This window comes from Solimonas terrae (genome assembly GCF_011067135.1).
Classification (GTDB): domain Bacteria; phylum Pseudomonadota; class Gammaproteobacteria; order Nevskiales; family Nevskiaceae; genus Solimonas; species Solimonas terrae.
In genome coordinates, this window is the sequence record NZ_JAAMOW010000005.1 from 205,222 (window position 1) to 222,474 (window position 17,253).

Below are 17,253 nucleotides of genomic sequence, written 5' to 3' on the forward strand. Positions count from 1 at the left end.
TTCTACGGATAAGCGGCCGGTTGACGGGCCGGTCGATGGCGATGGCGTGGCCACTTGTTTACCATATCGCCCCTTTTGCCGACCCTTTCCCCGCGGATTGCAGAGCCGATGAGCAGCAAGCCCATGTCCAGCAACGATTTGCGCGCAAAGTTCCTGGAGTTCTTCCGGAGCAAGGGGCACACGATCGTGCCCTCGTCGCCGCTCGTGCCCGGCAATGATCCGACGCTGCTGTTCACCAATGCCGGCATGGTGCAGTTCAAGGACGTCTTCACCGGCCAGGAAAAGCGGCCGTACACCCGTGCAGCAAGTTCGCAGAAATGCGTGCGCGCAGGCGGCAAGCACAACGATCTCGAAAATGTCGGCTATACGGCGCGGCATCACACCTTCTTCGAGATGCTCGGCAATTTCAGCTTCGGCGACTACTTCAAGCAGGACGCGATCGCCTACGCCTGGGAGTTCATCACCTCGCAGGACTGGCTCGGCATCGACAAGAACCGCCTGCTCGTCACCGTCTATCACGACGACGACGAGGCCTACAGCATCTGGCGCGACACGGTCGGCGTGCCGGCCGAACGCATCGTGCGCATCGGCGACAACAAGGGCGCCAAGTACGCGTCGGACAATTTCTGGGCGATGGGCGACACCGGGCCCTGCGGCCCGTGCACCGAGATCTTCTACGACCACGATCCGGACGGCTCCAAGGGCATCTGGGGCGGCCCGCCGGGATCGGCCGAGGAAGACGGCGATCGCTGGATCGAGATCTGGAACGTCGTCTTCATGCAGTTCGAGCGTGGCAGCGATGGCACGATGGCACCACTGCCGGCGCCGAGCGTCGATACCGGCATGGGCCTCGAGCGCATCGCCGCGTTGCTGCAGGGCTACAACGACAACTACCGCACCGACACGTTCGCGCACCTGATCGGCGCTGTTGCGAAACTGGCGGGGCAGGCGCCGTACGCGAACGCCTCGCAGAAAGTGATCGCCGATCACATCCGCGCCACCAGCTTTCTGATCAGCGACGGCGTGATGCCGTCGAACGAAGGTCGCGGTTACGTCCTGCGCCGCATCATGCGCCGCGCGATCCGTCACGGCTACAAGCTGGGCCTCAACGACGCGTTCTTCTACAAGCTGGTGGCGCCGCTGGCCGAGATCATGGGCGGCGCCTATCCGGAGCTGAACGAGAAGCGTGCGCTGATCGAGAAGACGATTCGTGCCGAGGAAGACAGCTTTGCGATCACGCTCGACAAGGGCATGAAGCTGCTGGAAGACGCGATCGCCAGGCTGCAGGACAAGACGATCCCCGGCGATGTCGTGTTCAAGCTCTACGACACCTACGGCTTTCCGTTCGACCTGACGGCGGATATCGCGCGTGAGCGCGGTCTGTCACTCGACGAGGCCGGCTATGAGCGCGAGATGGGTGCGCAGCGTGAGCGCGCGCGCGCCGCGAGCAGCTTCAAGACGGCCGGCACGCTCGCCTATGAAGGTGCCGACACCTGTTTCGTCGGCTACGAAAGCCTGAGCGGCGATGGCAAGGTGCTGGCGCTGTATCGCGACGGCCAGGCCGTCGACGCGTTGAGCGCGGGCGATGCCGGCGTCGTCGTGTTGAGCAACACGCCGTTCTATGCCGAGTCCGGCGGACAGGTCGGCGATCGCGGCACGATCGGCGGTTTCGATGTGCAGGACACCTTGAAGCTCAAGGGCAGCGTGTTCGGCCATCACGGCGTGCAGACGCAAGGCACGCTGAAAATCGGCGACACCGTCCACGCGGTCGTTACCGAGAGCATCCGCCGCGCGACGATGCGCAATCATTCGGCGACGCATCTGCTGCATCGCGCGCTGCGCGATGTGCTGGGGACGCATGTCGCGCAGAAGGGATCGCTGGTCGACGAGCAGCGCACGCGCTTCGACTTCGCGCATAACGCGCCGCTGACGGCCGACGAGATCGCCGAGATCGAGGATCGCGTCAATCGTGCCGTGCTGGCCAACGTACCAGTCAGCACTGACTTGATGAGCTACGACGAGGCGATCAAGGCCGGTGCGATGGCGCTGTTCGGTGAGAAGTACGGCGACGAAGTCCGTGTGTTGGCGATGGGGGAGTTTTCGACTGAACTGTGCGGCGGCACGCATGTATCGCGCACCGGCGATATCGGCCTGTTCAAGATCATTTCCGAAGGCGGCGTTGCGGCCGGCGTGCGCCGTATCGAAGCGATCACCGGCGAGAATGCGCTGGCCTATCTACGCGCGACCGAAAACAAGCTGAAGAAGGTCGGTGAACTGGTGCGCGGCGGTGCCGACGAGGTCTACGCCAAGGTCGAGCAGTTGCTCGAACGCGGCAAGCAGCTCGACAAGGAAATCGCGGCGCTGAAGAACAAGCTGGCGTCCAGCGCCGGCACCGATCTGGCCTCGCAGGCGCAGGACATCAAGGGTGTGAAACTGCTTGCCGCCAGGCTCGATGGCATGGCCGGCAATGATCTGCGCACGCTGATGGATCAGCTCAAGAACAAGCTCGGCTCCGGCATCGTCCTGCTGGGCAGCGCCAGCGACGGCAAGGTCAGCCTGATCGCCGGTGTCACCGCCGACCTGACGGCGAAGGTGAAGGCCGGTGAGCTCGTCAACTTCGTTGCCCAGCAGGTTGGCGGCAAGGGCGGCGGGCGGCCGGACATGGCGCAGGCAGGGGGTACGCAGCCGGATGCCTTGCCGGCGGCGATTGCCTCGGTGGCCGGCTGGATCGAGGCAAAACTGTAGGGCGGGAGTAGCGAAGCGAATCCCGCCTCCCGCACAGCATGAATGGCGGGATGCTCCCGCCCTACGAAAGAAACTGGAAACATGGCACTCATCGTTCACAAATACGGCGGCACGTCGATGGGCTCGGTCGAGCGTATCGAGCACGTCGCGCGCAAGGTTGCGGGCTTCCGCCAGCAGGGGCACCAGGTCGTGGTGGTGGTCTCGGCGATGTCGGGCGAGACCGATCGCCTGCTGAAGCTGGCGAAATCGATTGCGCCGCGCGGCAATCAGCGCGAGTTCGACCAGATCGCGGCGACCGGCGAACAGGTGACGATTGGCCTGCTGGCGCTCGCGCTCGAGAAGATGGGCGTGCCGGCGAAGTCGTATACCGGCTGGCAGGTACCGATCCGTACCGACAGTGCGCATATGAAGGCGCGCATCGAGAGCATCGACGCCGAAAAGCTGCGTGCCGACTGTGACGCCGGCCTGGTGCCGGTCGTGGCCGGGTTCCAGGGCATCGACGAGAACGGCGCGATCACGACGCTGGGGCGCGGCGGTTCGGACACCACCGGCGTGGCGCTGGCGGCGGCGCTGAAAGCCGACGAATGTCAGATCTATACCGACGTCGATGGCGTCTATACGACCGATCCGCGCGTAGAACCCAAAGCGAGGCGGCTCGACAAGATCACGTTCGAGGAGATGCTGGAACTGGCGAGCCTCGGCTCCAAGGTCCTGCAGATCCGTTCCGTTGAATTCGCGGGCAAGTACAAGGTCCCGCTGCGCGTGGTGTCGACCTTCGTCGACGGCCCCGGCACCCTGATCACGCTTGAGGACAGCACGATGATGGAAGAACCGCTTATCTCCGGTATCGCGTTCAATCGCGACGAGGCCCAGCTGACGGTGGCCGGTGTGCCGGATCGTCCCGGTATCGCGGCGGCGATCCTGGGGCCGATCGGCGAGGCCAACATCGAAATCGACATGATCGTGCAGAACGTCGGCGCCGACGGCACCACGGATTTCACGTTCACCGTCCATCGCAACGACTACGAGCGCGCGCTTGAAATCGGGCGTCGGCTGGCCACCGAATTGGGCGCCAAGGGCGTGAACAGCGCGACCGACATCGTCAAGGTTTCGCTGGTCGGCGTCGGCATGCGCAGCCATGCCGGCATTGCCTCGAAGATGTTCACGGCGCTGGCCGCCGCCGGCATCAATATCCGCATGATCTCGACGTCGGAGATCAAGATCTCGGTCGTGATCGAGGAAATCTACATGGAACTGGCGGTGCGCACGCTGCACAAGGCGTTCGGCCTGGAAGCTGCACCGTCCGTCGCCTGATATCCACAGGCCCATGGTCTACCTGTCAGGATGGTTTCGTGCAGGGGCAGGGCAGAAACTGTGCGGGAGTCCATGGAGGGCAATCCCATGCTTATTTTGACGAGACGTGTTGGTGAAACCGTGGTGATCGGCGAGGACATCGTCGTCACGGTGCTCGGAGTCAAGGGCAATCAGGTACGGATCGGCGTCAAGGCGCCGCGCGAGGTTGCCGTGCACCGCGAGGAAATCTTCGAGCGCATCAAGCGCGAAGGCGACGAGGGCGAGGTTTCCGTCGCAGCCTGAGCGGCGTTTACCGTGCGCGGGTGCCGCGCTCGCGGCCGCTCGATTTTCTGCTTTCCTTTCGTCATCCGCCTCGTTAGAATTGCGCCCCTTGCCGGGGCAGCCGACCGGTATGGAGAGTGAGCCGGGCGGTCGCTCGGCCTTGCAGTCCCGGAGTGATGGCCGAGTGGACGAAGGCGCGCCCCTGCTAAGGGCGTATATGGTTTATCCCGTATCGAGGGTTCGAATCCCTCTCACTCCGCCAGATTTTTTGCAGTTGGCTCGTCGCCAGCTCTAGCTGTAAATCGTTTTAGTGTGCGCCCGTAGCTCAGCTGGATAGAGCACTTGGCTACGAACTAAGGGGTCGGAGGTTCGAATCCTTCCGGGCGCACCATTTATATCAGTGAGTTAGACGGCCCTTCGGGGCCGTTTCCTTTTCCAGCGTAGCTAAATCGTAACCGATAGCGAGTTCCGACAACCGCGCTTGCTCGGCATACCGTTCGAGATGCTCCATGCTCAAGTGCGCGTAGCGCTGGACCATCTCTGAAGTTCGCCAGCCGCCGAGTTCCTGAAGCACGTTCATCGGTGTACCGTTCTGTGCGTGCCAGCTCGCCCATGTGTGCCGCAGATCGTGCCAGCGGAAATTTTCAATTCCCGCCCGCTTGACTGCAGAGCGCCATGCCTTCGTGCTGATTTGCGTAACCGGTTCGCCCTGAAATGTGAACACGAACTCCGGGTGTCGCCCTATCTGTTCCTCGATTACCTGCATCGCTTCGGCGTTAAGCGGGACTGAAATAGCCCGCCGTGCCTTGGCTTCTTCCGCGAGTATCCAAGCCCTCCGTCGTTCCCGATCAACCTGCGCCCACCGCAGCCGCTTGACGTTGCCCTGTCGCAATCCCGTTGCCAACGAGAATCGCGCCATCGCTCGCAAGTGCTCCGGCAGCTCAGTCAGTAACCGCATCGCCTCCTGTCGCGTCAGGAAGCGCACGCGTCCTTGTGGTTCATTTAGCATCCGAAAGCGCGGCACCTTGTCGAGCCATTCCCACTCATGCGCAGCTCTGCGAAGGATGGCCCGCAACACCTGAACCCGTCGATTGACGGTTGTGTTCGTAACGCCCTCCCGCAGACCTGTCTGAATGATTCGCTCGACGACATCGCGGTCGATCTCCGTCAGGTCCATGCCCTCCAGATGCGGCTGCATCCAGCGGAGATGAAACCGGAACGTGACGATCCCCGGTTTGTCGGCGCTTTCTTCCAGATACCTCAGCACCGCTTCCTCCCACTTCCGGCGCGGCTTTACGCCGAGCCGGTGTTGCTCCCACACTTCAGCACGTCGCCTGTCGTGGTATTCCCGAGCTTGCCGCTTGTTGGCAGTCCCAGTGCTTTCCTGCAACGGACAATGTCCTTGGCGTGAGATTTTGACCCACCAGAACGGTGAGTCCTTGCGCTTGTAGAGTGACATTCATGAATCTCCGAGCTGTCACCCTGCAACGCTCGCCGGCTGTAGTGTGCCCGAACGTAGCCGAGCAGATCGTCTGCGACGAACACCCACCGTTTGCCGAGCTTGGCACCGGGGATGCGCCCCTGACTCGCCCATGACGCAAGCGTCACTGGATGGAGCTTGAGCAGGCTGGCGGCTTCTTGCAGGGTGAGCGTGTTCACGCCGTGTCCCCTGCGCTGCTTTCCCCCCGTGGTAGGGGGAGGTTAGTTAGCCGTCGTGGCGTGCCCGGCCGCATGACTTGTTCAAGCACCGCGAAGGCATCGCCGCCTTCGACCTTAGCCATAACCGTCAATGCAGGGCCGTACTGCGTTCGCAGACAGCGGACGAGGTGTTCGTAGCTGACCTCGAAGGACTTGGACAGGGTCTTGACCTTGTCCTGCCGTTTTGTCAGGAAGCTGAGGCACGGATACGCGCCGGCCAGATAGTCACCCGGCCGCGTCACGACATCGTTGGGGATCAGGCGGGACTTCCCCCGGAACTCGACCTCAACACGGCACCACGGGCTTTGCGGATCGCCCTGTTCCTTGCCTTTTTCGTAGACACGGCAGAGCTTGCCGTTCTGACGCTTGCCGACATACAGCGTCTTGCCGTTGTTCGATCCGAGATCGTCGATCAGGCGTGCGGATGGGGGACGACCACCCGTCGTGAACTGACCGTCCTGCAGCCATGCGAGGGCCGTGATGATGCTGACGGCTTCGGCGTCGAAATCATCGTGTGCAAGATCGACGCGAGTGACGCGTGCGCCGTAGGTTTCGCACCACACGCGAATCGCGTTCCAGTCCTGAATGCGAGCACAGCCGTGGCCGTTCAGCTCAAGGTGTTCTGTGCCCCGTTGCGCATCGCCGCCGTAAGCGAGCAGACCGAAACCGCCGAGATCGACACGATGCTTGTAGCCGTTCCATCCGCCCTCGCGATTGAGCCAGGTCGAACGAGGGATAAGGAACATGGAGGCGAGCACATCGTAAAACTCAGTGGTCGGCGCGCGGAAGGTGCATGCGAACCAATCGACGTGTGCAACGTCGGCTTTGCCCGTGCTGGGTACTTCGATGGGGTCGATAGAGGTTTTGCCCCGTGTTACTCGACGGGGCTCTAACTCGCGGCTGTACGTGCCGTGCTCATGCTCGCGCGCGGCATGCTCGCCGCGTGCTTCGCTATGCTCAGCACGCTGCGAGCGTGCCGCTTTCTTGTTGCGATGATGATGTGATGCCATGTCACGTGACTCCGGATGACGCATGGAGTCACGGATAGAAGCCCTGACTCCAACGCGTAGTTGCGTGGAATCACAAGCCACCGGGGTCTTCGGTTACCTTGCCTGCGCGTGAGGCACCTCGCATTGGCACTTCTCAGCGGCGGCTCGATGGCCCTTTACGAATCCGCTGGTGCTTCTTCAATGCGCTATTGACCGCGCTACGTTTCAAAGTGGAACAACTTGTGCCTGCGTAGGCTGACAACAGCTATATGGTGTGTCAAGTCCGCGTTCTCCCCGTGGGTCCACAGCCTCGCATCGCTCCACGATGCGACCTGCGCGGCGGTTCGGTTCGGCTTACGCCTCACCGCCGCGCAGGCTTCGGGCTATGGACTACGGGGATAACGCTCAGTGAGTTTTCCCGTACGCAAACGATCCACTGGTGTTCGGTCCACCCAAGAGTTTGCGCGCCATCTCAATCGCATGTTCTCGATCGCGGTTTAGCTCTCGAAAGTTTGAGCTGAGCATCGGATGCGACACGCCATTTCGTCCGTGCAAGGCGCCCATTTGAGCGTAGACGGCTTCCGTCGCGAGCTTGAGCCATAGGAACGTGCCGATGGCCTCAGGGTCGCGGCCCGTCATTTTGACCAGAGCGGCGTTAAAGCCATCCCACCAACCTTCAAGCTCCGACATCACCGCGTCCAGTTCATCGGCCTCTGCCTCGAACTGAGCGCGGGTTGTCTCGTCCATCCGTTCAAGTTCATTCATTTGCAATTCCTCGCGTAGCCAGAACGTAGCCGACCTCGACTTAAAACCCTTATGTTCGACGGTCTCAGACTGTGTGCGAACGTTGCAGGATGTGGAGTCTTGCAGTTCTGAAACCGCCTACGAACTAAGGGGTCGGAGGTTCGAATCCTTCCGGGCGCACCATTTTTTCAAACAGAAAGCCCCGCATCGCGGGGTTTTTTGTTTGGTGCCGAGCTCTGTCCCGGAAGGATTCGAAGCGCCGACAATTGACGGGGTTCGACGATCCGGCTCGCCGGATCGAACGCGTCGGCGTCCCGCAGGGCGAGGCGCCGAAGGCGTCGAACGATCCTTCCGGGCGCACCATTTTTTCGAACAGCAAGCCCCGCATCGCGGGGTTTTTTGCTGGGCACCGTGCTCCGTTGTCGTCACTCGCTTGTGGCAGGTGAAGCGTCGCTGCCGCTTTGCAAAGCGGGCGCCAGCCGGGACAATAGCGCCCCCGCAGACAGACAGATCCGGCCATGACGCCTGCCAACAAACCGATAGCCCTGACGCGTTTTCTGATCGAGGAGCAGCGCGCCGGCCATATCAACGCCGATTTGCGCCTGCTGATCGAAGTCGTCGCGCGGGCCTGCAAGTCGATTTCGCATGCGGTCAACAAGGGTGCGCTGGGCGGTGTGCTCGGGGATGCCGGCACCGGCAATATCCAGGGCGAGGCACAGAAAAAGCTCGATGTGCTGTCGAACGAGATCCTGCTCGAGGCCAATGAGTGGGGTGGCCATCTGGCCGGCTGCGCGTCCGAGGAAATGGACGACTTCAGCAAGATTCCGAACGCCTACCCGAAGGGCCATTACCTGCTGCTGTTCGATCCGCTCGACGGCTCCAGCAATATCGATGTCAACATCAGCGTCGGCACGATCTTCTCGGTGCTGCGTTGCCCGGAAGGCATCGACGAACTCGAAACCAGGCATTTCCTGCAGTCCGGTTCGCAGCAGGTCGCCGCGGGCTACACCGTTTATGGTCCGAGCACGATGCTGGTGCTGACGGTCGGCAGCGGCGTGCACGCCTTCACGCTCGATCGCGAAATGGGGTCGTTCCTGCTGACGGCGCGCGACATGAAGATTCCAGCGGACACCAAGGAGTTCGCGATCAACATGTCGAACCAGCGGCACTGGTATCCGCCGATGCAGAAGTACATCGACGAACTGCTGGCCGGCAAGACCGGACCGCGCGGCAAGGACTTCAACATGCGCTGGGTGGCGTCGATGGTCGGCGACGTGCATCGCATTCTCACGCGCGGCGGCATCTTCATCTATCCGCGCGACAAGAAGGACCTCGACAAGCCGGGCAAGCTGCGCCTGCTTTACGAAGCCAACCCGATGAGTTTCATCGTCGAGCAGGCCGGCGGTGCGTCGACCACCGGCTACGAGCGGATCATGGACGTGCAGCCGTCCGCGCTGCACCAGCGCGTGCCGGTATTTCTCGGCTCGAAGAACGAGGTCGAGCTGGTGACGAAGTATCACCTCGACGCCGGACAGTAGGCCGGCAAGCGAAAACAAGAATGCCCCGCCATGCGGGGCATTCCTGCAAGGGCTGCCGCTCAGCTGCGCGGCTTGAACTCGGCGAAGTGCTTCGCCATGTCTTCGAAGACCTGGCGATCGGCGTCGTTGCCGACCGGCGGCACGACGATCTGCAGTGCGACGAACTGATCGCCCGGGGATTTGCCGGGCAGGCCGCGATTCTTCAGTCGCAACTTCTGGCCGCTGCGGCTGTTCGCCGGCAAGCTGATCTCGACGGTGCCGCCGAGCGTCGGCACTTCGATCTTGCCGCCCAGCGCGGCCTCCCAGGGCGCAACGTTGACGGTCGCGGTGATGTCGCGGCCTTCGAGCTTGAATTGCGGATGTGCCGCGAATTCGAGTTCCAGCAACAGATCGCCACCCTGCGAGCCCTGTCCTGCGAGGCGTATCGTCTGACCCGAGGTGACGCCCTGCGGGATACGGACCTTCAGCGAGCGGCCACCAAGGCTGATCTGCCGCTCGGCGCCGGCATAGGAGTCTTCAAGCGCGATCGTCAGGCGCGCGCGGGTATCCGGCGCCGACGGTTCGCCGAAATCCTGGAAGCCGCCACCCATGCCGCCGCCGAACATTTGCGAGAAAAAATCGGAAAAATCGGCGCCGCCGCCGCTGAAGCCTCCCGCGCCGCGGCCTCGGGCGCGACCAAAGCCGCCACCCCAACCCGGCGGCGGCGTGAACTGCTGGCCGGCCTTCCAGTTCGCGCCAAGCTCATCGTAGGCCTTGCGCTTGTCGGCATCGCCCAGCACTTCGTTGGCTTCGTTGATTTCCTTGAAGCGATCTTCGGCGCCCATGGCCTTGTTCTTGTCCGGATGGAATTCGCGCGCAAGTTTGCGATAGGCGCGCTTGATCTCTTCGGCCGAGGCCGAGCGGGAGACACCCAGTATCTTGTAGTAGTCCTTGTATTCCATCGTGCTGTCGAGGCGGAAACGGCCGTCAATCTAAACCAAAGCAGGGCATGAGCGCGCCCGGATGCGCTGCCGGATTGGCCGGGACCGTCGCGATCGGGAGCGATCCCGGTCGACACGATCCTGTCGCAAGCCTGCAACATTCAGGAAATGAGGTTTTTCATGACGTGTTTCAAGGCCGCACAACCGGTACTATCCGGGTCATGAGCAAGGCAAGAAAATCGGCAATCCTGATGGTTGCGGCGCTGGGACTCGGTGGCTGCAGTTCGCTGGGCAATCTGTTCGGATCGGACGAGGTGGTCAAGGTCAGTGAAGTGGGGCGCGCGATGAACTGCGCCGCACCGACCGCCGACACAAGCCTGCAGATGTTCGCCAGCGCTGATGCCGTGCGTGATTGGCAGCGCGGCAACGGCCTCGAATTGATCGGCGATCAGGCGATGTTGCCCGGCATGTATGTACTGGTCGAACTCGGACAGCGGACGACCGGTGGCTACGGGATCGTGATCGGCCCGGAGGCTCAGGTCGACGACAAACGCCTGGGGCTGCTCGGCACGTTCTTCGAGCCGGACGTGAATGCGATGGCGAGCCAGGTCATGAACAGCCCCTGCGTGCTGATCCGCCTGCCTGCGGGCAATTGGCAGGGAGTCGATCTCTACGATCAGTCCGGCAAGCGGCGCGCGCGGACGGCGGCGCCGTGATGTCGGGCAGGCATGGCCTGTGGGCGGCGTGTCTGCTGGCGCTGAGCGCGGCCGCTGCGGCACAGGCTCCGACGGATGGCACGACAGCCCCGCCGGCGGCGTCGGCGCCGGTGCCGGCCGCCGAGACCCCGATCGAAGTGGTGCCTGCTTCGGCTGCCGCTGCTGATGCGCAGGCAGTCGCCGCGATCGTCGGCGCCTTTCACGCCGATCTGCGCGACAACTGGCGGCAGGGCGTCCTGGATCTGTTGGCGCCCGATGTCGCGATCTTCGAGCAGGGTTTCACGGAAAGCTCGCGAGATGCCTACGCCGACGGGCATCTCGACGGCGATCTGGCGTTCGCCCAGGCTACCAAGTACGACGTCGTGCACCGCGAGAGCTATGCCAGCGGCGACACCGCCTGGGTAATTACGCAGGCGCGCACCACCGGCAGTTTCGCGGACCAGAAGGTCGATATCGACAACACCGAGACCATGATCCTGAAGCGCCGTGAGGGACACTGGCAGATCGTCCACATTCACTGGTCGGCGCACCCGCACGACAGCTGACTTGCCCTGCCGCGCGGCGCCGCTAAGCTGTCGCTACAACAACAAGACCTGAACTGCCATGTTCCACTGGTTACCGGCTCCCTTGCTTGGCGTGCTGAGCGCGCTGGCCCTGCTGATCAACACCCTGATCTGGTGCGTGCCCGTGTACAGCCTGATCCTCGTCAAGCTGATCACGCCGAAAGGGCGGGCGCGCAGCGCACTGTCGCGTGCGATCGCCTGGAGCGCCCAGCGCTGGGCCTTGGTCGATATCTGGCTGACGGACAGCCTGATGCGAGTCCGCTGGGACATTCGCATGAACGCCCAGGTCGATCCGCAGGGGCAGTATCTGGTCTGCGCCAATCACCAGACCTGGAACGACATTCTGGTACTGATGCGGGCATTCGGCCGACGTGCACCCTTCTTCAAGTTCTTCCTGAAACGTGAACTGATCTGGGTACCGTTGCTCGGTCTGGCCTGGTGGGGGCTCGATTATCCGTTCATGGCGCGACACACCAAGGAACAGATCGCGAAGAACCCGACGCTGAAAGGCAAGGACATCGAGGCGACCCGCAAGGCCTGCGAAGCGTTCCGCGACCAGCCGGCACTGATCCTGAATTTCCTCGAAGGCACTCGCTTCAACGAGATCAAGCGCGAGCGTCAGAAATCGCCATATCGCCATCTGCTGCGGCCGAAATCGGGTGGGTTCGCCTTCACCTTGTCGGCGCTCGGCGAACGTCTGCATTCATTGCTGGACGTGACGATCGTCTACCCCGAAGGCGCCAACGGGTTCTGGGACTTTCTCTGTGGCCGCATGCGCCACGTCATCGTCGAGATCCGTCAGCTGGAAGTGCCGCACGAACTGTTTCACGGCAGCTACGAGAACGACCCGGATTTCCGGGCGCGCTTCCATGCCTGGATCGCCGAGCTGTGGAAGGCCAAGGACCAGCGCATCGGCGAATTGCTCGCCGAGGGCAGGCCCGCCTGATTTCAGTCTGCCGCGCCGGCCGTCGCCGGGGCCTGCAGCAGATACATCGCCAGCTCGCTGAACAGGTTCGGTGCTATCCGGTTTGCCGGCCCGCTGCGATGGGCGTGATTGAGCAGCCGGCGGTCGAGAATCTTCCAGCGTCGCTGTGCGCACAGGGCCTCGAAGTCGCTGACCGTGCACAGGTGGATATTCGGCGTGTCGAACCAGCGTGACGGCAATGCCGGCGTGACCGGCATGCGGCCGCGCAGCAGCGCCATCCGCACGCGCCAGTGCCCGAAGTTCGGAAAAGTGACGATGCCGGTCCTGCCGACGCGCAGGATTTCCGCGATCGCCTCGTCGGGCCGCTGCAGTGCCTGCAGCGCCTGCGTCATCAGCACGTGATCGAACGACGCGGTTTCGAAGTCGTGCAGGCCTTCGTCGATGTCGCCCTGGATCACGTTGACGCCGGCGGCTATGCAGCTCGCGACATTCTGCGGATCGATGTCCATGCCGTAGCCGCGCACGCCATGGGCGTCGCGCAGGTGCGCGAGCAGCATGCCGTCGCCGCAGCCCAGATCGAGAATGCGCGAGCCGGGCTTGATCCAGTCGACGATCGGTTCGAGATCGGCGCGCAGCTTCATGCCGGCACTCCGATCGTGGCGCCGACCTCGTCGCTGACGCGCAGCAGGTAGTTGCGCAGCACGGCGTGGTATTGCGGAATCGGCATCAGGAAGTCGTCGTGGCCGAGCTGCGAGTCGACTACCGCGTACGAGACATCGCGGCCGGCATCGACCAGCGCCTTGACGATTTCGCGCGAGCGTGCCGGCGAGAAGCGCCAGTCGCTGGAGAATGCGACCACCAGAAAACGTGCGCGCGTGCGCGCAAATGCGAGTTCGAGGCGGTCGCCGAAATCGCGAGCCGGATCGAAGTAATCGAGCGCCTTGGTCATCAGCAGGTAAGTGTTGGCATCGAAGCGGTCGACGAACGCCTGGCCCTGATAACGCAGATAGCTTTCGACCTCGAACTCGATATCGAAATTGAAGCTTGGCACCGCGACCTTCAATTCGTTGCCGAACTTGGCGCGCATCGCCGCATCCGACAGATACGTGATGTGGCCGATCATCCGCGCCAGCATCAGCCCGCGCGATGGCACCACACCATGATCGTAGAAATGGCCGCCGTGGAACTCCGGATCGGACAGGATCGCCTGGCGGGCGATTTCGTTGAACGCGATGTTCTGCGCCGACAGCTGCGGCGCGGCGGCGATGACGATGGCATTGGCGATGCGCTCGGGAAGATCGATCGCCCATTGCATGACCTGCATGCCGCCCAGCGAACCGCCGACCACGGCCGCCCAGCGCGCGATGCCGAGCCTGTCGGCGAGCATCGCCTGCGAACGCACCCAGTCGCGCACGGTCAGCAGCGGGAAGTCCGGACCATAGGGTTTGCCGCTCTGCGGATCGACCGTGCTCGGGCCGGTCGAGCCGCGACAGCCGCCGAGGTTGTTGAGCGCAACGACGAAGAAGCGATTCGTGTCGATCGGCTTGCCCGGACCGATGCAGTTGTCCCACCAGCCCGGTTTGCGATCGGCGGCTTCGTGAAAACCGGCAGCGTGATGATCGCCGGACAGCGCATGACAGATCAGGACGGCGTTCGAACGTTCGGCGTTGAGCGTGCCGTAGGTCTCGATCATCAGTTCATGGCGCGACAGGCTGCGCCCGCAATCCAGCAGCAACGGCGTGTCGATGACGACGCGCTGTGCGGCGACGATGCCGACCGAGCCTTCCGCCGCGTCGCTCATCGAGTCCGTCAGCGGAACGCGCCCGGCAGCGGCAGCAGACGGTTCAGGACCTGCAGCACCAGGATCACGACCAGCGGTGACAGGTCGAGTCCGGACATCGGCGGGATGTAGCGCCGCACCGGCCGCAGGATCGGCTCGTTGAGGCTCCACAGGATGTTGCTCGCCGGATTGTTCACGCCGGGTCCGAGCCAGGACATGATGGCCTGCACGAAGATCGTGAACGTGAACAGGTTCACCGCCAGCACCAGCAGCTTGAGCGCGGCGTACCAGAGTGCCGACGGCAGATCGATCGAAAATCCGAGCAGGCCGGTGACGACATAGACGTAGAGCACGGCCAGCACCGCGAGCATCAGCGCCGCCGCCAGATTGAGATTGCGCCAGTTCGGCAGATGCGGGCGCAGCCAGTCGCCGGGAAAGCGCGTCGCCTTCCAGATCGCCTGCGAGATCGGATTGTAGAAATCGGCGCGCGACCACTGCAGCAGCAGGCGCAGCAGATAGATCCACAATGCCAGATCGAACAGTGTGGTGACGAGGAACAGCATCGCGTTGGCGGCGTTGGCGCCCATCAGGTTTCCTTTGCCAGTGAGGCGCCGAGCTCGCGGCCGCGGTCGGCCGCAGCCTGCAGCGCCGCATCGAAGATGGTACGCAGGCCGGCGATTTCAAGATGACGCACGGCGGCTTCGGTGGTGCCGCCCCTGGACATGACATTGGCGCGCAGCTGGGCGATGTCGATCGACCTGGCGATGCCATCCTCCGCCATCTTCGCGGCACCGATGAAGGTCTGCAGTGCCAGCTGACCGGCCACGTCCGGCGACAGTCCGAGTTTCACGCCCGCCTCGCGCATCGCTTCGGTGACCAGGAAGAAGTAGGCGGGCCCGGAGCCGGACACGGCCGTGACCGCGTCGATCTGTGCCTCCGATTCGAGCCACACGCAGGTACCGGCGGCCCCGAGTACGTAGCTCGCGAGATCGCGGGCGGCGACCGGCACGGTCGCGTCGGCGTACAGACCGGAGATGCCGGCGCCGAGCAGCGCCGGGGTATTCGGCATGCTGCGGACCAGATGCACATTCTCGCCGAGCCAGCGTGCCAGCGATGCCAGCTGGATGCCGGCAGCGATCGAGACCACGACGCAGCCGGCTTCGAGCCGCAGTCCGGCCAGCGCTTCGCGCATCTGCTGCGGCTTGACGGCCAGTACCACCAGCTCGGCGCCGGCGCAGGCCGGAGCGGCGCTGTCGGCCACTTGCAGCTCGAAGCTGCGACGCAGCCACGCCGCGCGCTCGGCGGAGGGTTCGGCGACCGAAATCCGCGCACGGGGATGGCCGGCCTGCAGCAGGCCGCCAATGAGGCTGGCCGCCATGTTGCCGCCACCGATGAACGCGATTTTTGCTGCCATCAGAACGAATCGGGAAAAGGTCGAAGCGAAGTGCGCAGTATCATAGGCGATACCGTTTCCCGACACGACGCCAACGTGAGTTCCCGAGCCAACCCCTACGGCAGTGCGACCGTCCGCAAGCTGCTGCAGCAGTACCGTGCCCGCATCGAGAATGCGCGCGTCTACGATGTCGCCTGCATTTCGGGCCTGGAGCACGCCAGCCGGCTTTCGCAACGCCTCGACAACCGGGTGCTGTTCAAGCGAGAGGATCAGCAATCCGTGTACTCGTTCAAGCTGCGCGGCGCGTACAACAAGATTGCGCAGCTGACGGCCGCGCAGCGCGCGCGCGGCGTGGTGACGGCATCAGCCGGCAACCATGCCCAGGGCGTGGCGCTGGCGGCCCAGCATCTTGGCATGAGCGCGCACATCGTCATGCCGCGCACGACGCCCGCGCTGAAGGTGGAAGCGGTACGGGCGATGGGCGGCAAGGCGATCCTGCACGGCGATGCCTACGACGATGCCCGCGAGCACGCCGAACAGCTGGTGCGCGACAAGGGCTGGACGATGATCCATCCGTACGACGATCCGGACGTGATCGCCGGCCAGGGCACGATCGGTCTGGAACTGTTGCAGCAGTGCGCTACGCTGGACGCGGTGTTCGTGCCGGTCGGCGGCGGCGGCCTGCTTGCCGGTGTGGCGGCTGCGATCAAGGCGGTGAACCCCGGGGTCAGAATCATTGCCGTCGAGCCCGACGACTCGAACTGCTTCGCCGCGGCAATGCAGGCTGGCCGGCGCGTCGTGCTGCCGCAGGTCGGACTGTTCGCCGACGGTGTTGCCGTGCGGCAGATCGGTGAAGAGACCTTTCGCGTCGCCCGGCATCTGGTGGACGGCACGGTGCTGGTCAGCGTCGACGAGATCTGCGCGGCGACGCGCGACATCTTCTACGACAAGCGCGCATTGCCGGAGCCGGCCGGCGCCGTGGCCGTCGCCGGGCTCAAGCGCTGGGTGCATGAAAACGGCGTGCATGGCCAGACGCTGGCGGCGATCATCTCCGGGGCCAACGTCAACTTCGATCGCCTGCGCCATATCGCCGAACGCGCCGAGCTGGGCGACGACGCCGAAGCATTGCTTGCGGTGACCCTGCCGGAGCGGCCGGGTGCCTACAAGCAGTTCCTTCGACAGCTCGGCAAGCGGGTCATCACCGAGTTCAACTACCGCTATGCCGATGGCGGCAAGGCTCACGTCTTCCTCGGACTGCGTCTGGCGGGCGGCGCCGATGAGCTGGAGACACTGACGACCGCACTGCGCGTGCAGGGTTACGAGGTGGTCGACATGCACGGCAACGAGATGGCCAAGGACCACGTGCGCTTCATGGTTGGCGGCCGTTGTCCGGGACTGCCGAACGAGCGCCTGTTCCGCTTCGAATTTCCGGAGCGGCCTGGCGCCTGTGCGGACTTCCTGCATGCGATCGGCTCGCGCTGGAACATCTCGCTGTTCCATTACCGCAATCATGGCGCGGCCTACGGCCGTGTGCTCTGCGGTTTGCAGATTCCGAAGAAGGAGTGGGCGGAGTGCCGCCGTTCGCTCGATGCTCTGGGCTACGAATATGCCGAGGAAACCGACAATCCGGCGTATCGGCTGTTCCTGGGCACGGACTGAGACAGCCG

At 63.6% G+C, this 17,253-nt stretch carries 16 protein-coding genes, 2 tRNA genes and 1 pseudogene; 10 read left to right on the top strand and 9 right to left on the bottom strand.

Translation table 11 applies throughout. From position 1 onward, the window contains the following. The first annotated feature begins 123 nt into the window (after positions 1-123). The 5 genes from alaS (at position 124) to G7Y85_RS11265 (ending at position 4,711) form a co-directional block, all read left to right on the top strand. Positions 124-2,745 carry an alanine--tRNA ligase gene (gene alaS / locus G7Y85_RS11245; RefSeq protein WP_166256652.1) on the top strand — a complete coding sequence of 874 codons (2,622 nt, stop codon included), beginning with the start codon at positions 124-126 and terminating at the stop codon, positions 2,743-2,745. 81 nt (positions 2,746-2,826) lie between these two features. Then, entirely contained in the window at positions 2,827-4,059 is a 1,233-nt protein-coding gene (locus G7Y85_RS11250; protein ID WP_166256655.1) for an aspartate kinase, read from the top strand. 87 nt (positions 4,060-4,146) lie between these two features. Then, positions 4,147-4,341 carry a carbon storage regulator CsrA gene (gene csrA / locus G7Y85_RS11255; RefSeq protein ID WP_166256658.1) on the top strand — a complete coding sequence of 65 codons (195 nt, stop codon included), beginning with the start codon at positions 4,147-4,149 and terminating at the stop codon, positions 4,339-4,341. A gap of 149 nt (positions 4,342-4,490) precedes the next feature. Then, positions 4,491-4,582, top strand: a tRNA-Ser gene (locus G7Y85_RS11260). Positions 4,583-4,634: 52 nt separating this feature from the next. Further along, positions 4,635-4,711, top strand: a tRNA-Arg gene (locus G7Y85_RS11265). 6 nt (positions 4,712-4,717) lie between these two features. Here the strand turns inward: G7Y85_RS11265 and G7Y85_RS11270 are convergent. The 4 genes and pseudogenes from G7Y85_RS11270 to G7Y85_RS11285 all read right to left on the bottom strand — a co-directional run bounded on the left by G7Y85_RS11270 (position 4,718) and on the right by G7Y85_RS11285 (position 7,772). Beyond that, positions 4,718-5,779 (bottom strand): tyrosine-type recombinase/integrase, encoded by a 1,062-nt coding sequence (locus G7Y85_RS11270; protein ID WP_166256661.1) that lies wholly within the window; start codon positions 5,777-5,779, stop codon positions 4,718-4,720. Positions 5,780-5,838: 59 nt separating this feature from the next. Further along, a pseudogene (locus G7Y85_RS20650) lies at positions 5,839-5,979 on the bottom strand (helix-turn-helix domain-containing protein); the annotation flags it as partial. Further along, positions 5,976-7,028: a replication initiation factor domain-containing protein gene (locus G7Y85_RS11280; RefSeq protein WP_166256667.1), complete on the bottom strand. Its 1,053-nt coding sequence runs from the start codon at positions 7,026-7,028 to the stop codon at positions 5,976-5,978. The gene G7Y85_RS11280 and the pseudogene G7Y85_RS20650, both read right to left, overlap by 4 nt. Before the next feature lie 384 nt (positions 7,029-7,412). Beyond that, a complete protein-coding gene (locus tag G7Y85_RS11285; protein ID WP_166256670.1) occupies positions 7,413-7,772 on the bottom strand; it encodes a hypothetical protein in 360 nt (119 codons plus the stop codon). Positions 7,773-8,269: 497 nt separating this feature from the next. Here G7Y85_RS11285 and G7Y85_RS11290 point away from each other — a divergent pair, with 497 nt between their 5' ends. After that, positions 8,270-9,289 carry a class 1 fructose-bisphosphatase gene (locus G7Y85_RS11290; protein ID WP_166256673.1) on the top strand — a complete coding sequence of 340 codons (1,020 nt, stop codon included), beginning with the start codon at positions 8,270-8,272 and terminating at the stop codon, positions 9,287-9,289. Between the two features lie 59 nt (positions 9,290-9,348). Here G7Y85_RS11290 and G7Y85_RS11295 read toward each other — a convergent pair whose 3' ends face one another. Next, a complete protein-coding gene (locus G7Y85_RS11295) occupies positions 9,349-10,230 on the bottom strand; it encodes a DnaJ C-terminal domain-containing protein (RefSeq protein ID WP_166256676.1) in 882 nt (293 codons plus the stop codon). 47 nt (positions 10,231-10,277) lie between these two features. Between G7Y85_RS11295 and G7Y85_RS11300 the strand changes: the two genes are divergently transcribed. Genes G7Y85_RS11300 through yihG form a run of 3 tightly spaced genes read left to right on the top strand, consistent with a single transcriptional unit; the run spans position 10,278 to position 12,434 of the window. Continuing rightward, a complete protein-coding gene (locus tag G7Y85_RS11300; RefSeq protein WP_166256679.1) occupies positions 10,278-10,925 on the top strand; it encodes a protease complex subunit PrcB family protein in 648 nt (215 codons plus the stop codon). Then, on the top strand, positions 10,925-11,470 hold the full coding sequence (locus G7Y85_RS11305) for a YybH family protein (protein ID WP_166256682.1): 546 nt from the start codon (positions 10,925-10,927) through the stop codon (positions 11,468-11,470). Before G7Y85_RS11300 ends, G7Y85_RS11305 begins: the two co-directional genes overlap by 1 nt. 58 nt (positions 11,471-11,528) lie before the next feature. Further along, entirely contained in the window at positions 11,529-12,434 is a 906-nt protein-coding gene (yihG, locus tag G7Y85_RS11310) for a 1-acylglycerol-3-phosphate O-acyltransferase, YihG family (RefSeq protein WP_166256685.1), read from the top strand. A gap of 2 nt (positions 12,435-12,436) precedes the next feature. Here the strand turns inward: yihG and metW are convergent, their stop codons facing one another. From metW to proC, 4 genes are read right to left on the bottom strand one after another with little or no spacing between them, the layout of a single operon-like run. Continuing rightward, positions 12,437-13,048 (bottom strand): methionine biosynthesis protein MetW, encoded by a 612-nt coding sequence (gene metW / locus G7Y85_RS11315; protein WP_206675565.1) that lies wholly within the window; start codon positions 13,046-13,048, stop codon positions 12,437-12,439. A 2-nt stretch (positions 13,049-13,050) separates the two neighbouring features. Then, entirely contained in the window at positions 13,051-14,214 is a 1,164-nt protein-coding gene (gene metX, locus G7Y85_RS11320; RefSeq protein ID WP_166256691.1) for a homoserine O-succinyltransferase MetX, read from the bottom strand. 8 nt (positions 14,215-14,222) lie between these two features. After that, positions 14,223-14,780: a YggT family protein gene (locus G7Y85_RS11325; protein WP_166256694.1), complete on the bottom strand. Its 558-nt coding sequence runs from the start codon at positions 14,778-14,780 to the stop codon at positions 14,223-14,225. After that, positions 14,780-15,610 (bottom strand): pyrroline-5-carboxylate reductase, encoded by an 831-nt coding sequence (proC, locus tag G7Y85_RS11330; RefSeq protein WP_366514958.1) that lies wholly within the window; start codon positions 15,608-15,610, stop codon positions 14,780-14,782. Before proC ends, G7Y85_RS11325 begins: the two co-directional genes overlap by 1 nt. Before the next feature lie 117 nt (positions 15,611-15,727). Between proC and ilvA the strand changes: the two genes are divergently transcribed. After that, the gene (gene ilvA / locus G7Y85_RS11335) at positions 15,728-17,245 is read left to right on the top strand and encodes a threonine ammonia-lyase, biosynthetic (protein ID WP_166257061.1); all 1,518 of its coding nucleotides are present in this window, start codon (positions 15,728-15,730) and stop codon (positions 17,243-17,245) included. The last annotated feature ends 8 nt before the right edge of the window (positions 17,246-17,253 follow it).

Excerpts from the sequence above, each read along its gene's own strand:
- G7Y85_RS11290 (WP_166256673.1), top strand. The coding sequence starts at position 8,270 with ATGACGCCTGCCAACAAACCGATAGCCCTGACGCGTTTTCTGATCGAG.
- G7Y85_RS11250 (WP_166256655.1), top strand. The coding sequence starts at position 2,827 with ATGGCACTCATCGTTCACAAATACGGCGGCACGTCGATGGGCTCGGTC.
- G7Y85_RS11300 (WP_166256679.1), top strand. The coding sequence starts at position 10,278 with ATGAGCGCGCCCGGATGCGCTGCCGGATTGGCCGGGACCGTCGCGATC.
- G7Y85_RS11285 (WP_166256670.1), bottom strand. The coding sequence starts at position 7,772 with ATGAATGAACTTGAACGGATGGACGAGACAACCCGCGCTCAGTTCGAG.
- csrA (WP_166256658.1), top strand. The coding sequence starts at position 4,147 with ATGCTTATTTTGACGAGACGTGTTGGTGAAACCGTGGTGATCGGCGAG.
- G7Y85_RS11280 (WP_166256667.1), bottom strand. The coding sequence starts at position 7,028 with ATGGCATCACATCATCATCGCAACAAGAAAGCGGCACGCTCGCAGCGT.
- alaS (WP_166256652.1), top strand. The coding sequence starts at position 124 with ATGTCCAGCAACGATTTGCGCGCAAAGTTCCTGGAGTTCTTCCGGAGC.
- yihG (WP_166256685.1), top strand. The coding sequence starts at position 11,529 with ATGTTCCACTGGTTACCGGCTCCCTTGCTTGGCGTGCTGAGCGCGCTG.
- G7Y85_RS11305 (WP_166256682.1), top strand. The coding sequence starts at position 10,925 with ATGTCGGGCAGGCATGGCCTGTGGGCGGCGTGTCTGCTGGCGCTGAGC.
- G7Y85_RS11325 (WP_166256694.1), bottom strand. The coding sequence starts at position 14,780 with ATGGGCGCCAACGCCGCCAACGCGATGCTGTTCCTCGTCACCACACTG.
- metX (WP_166256691.1), bottom strand. The coding sequence starts at position 14,214 with ATGAGCGACGCGGCGGAAGGCTCGGTCGGCATCGTCGCCGCACAGCGC.
- G7Y85_RS11270 (WP_166256661.1), bottom strand. The coding sequence starts at position 5,779 with ATGTCACTCTACAAGCGCAAGGACTCACCGTTCTGGTGGGTCAAAATC.
- G7Y85_RS11295 (WP_166256676.1), bottom strand. The coding sequence starts at position 10,230 with ATGGAATACAAGGACTACTACAAGATACTGGGTGTCTCCCGCTCGGCC.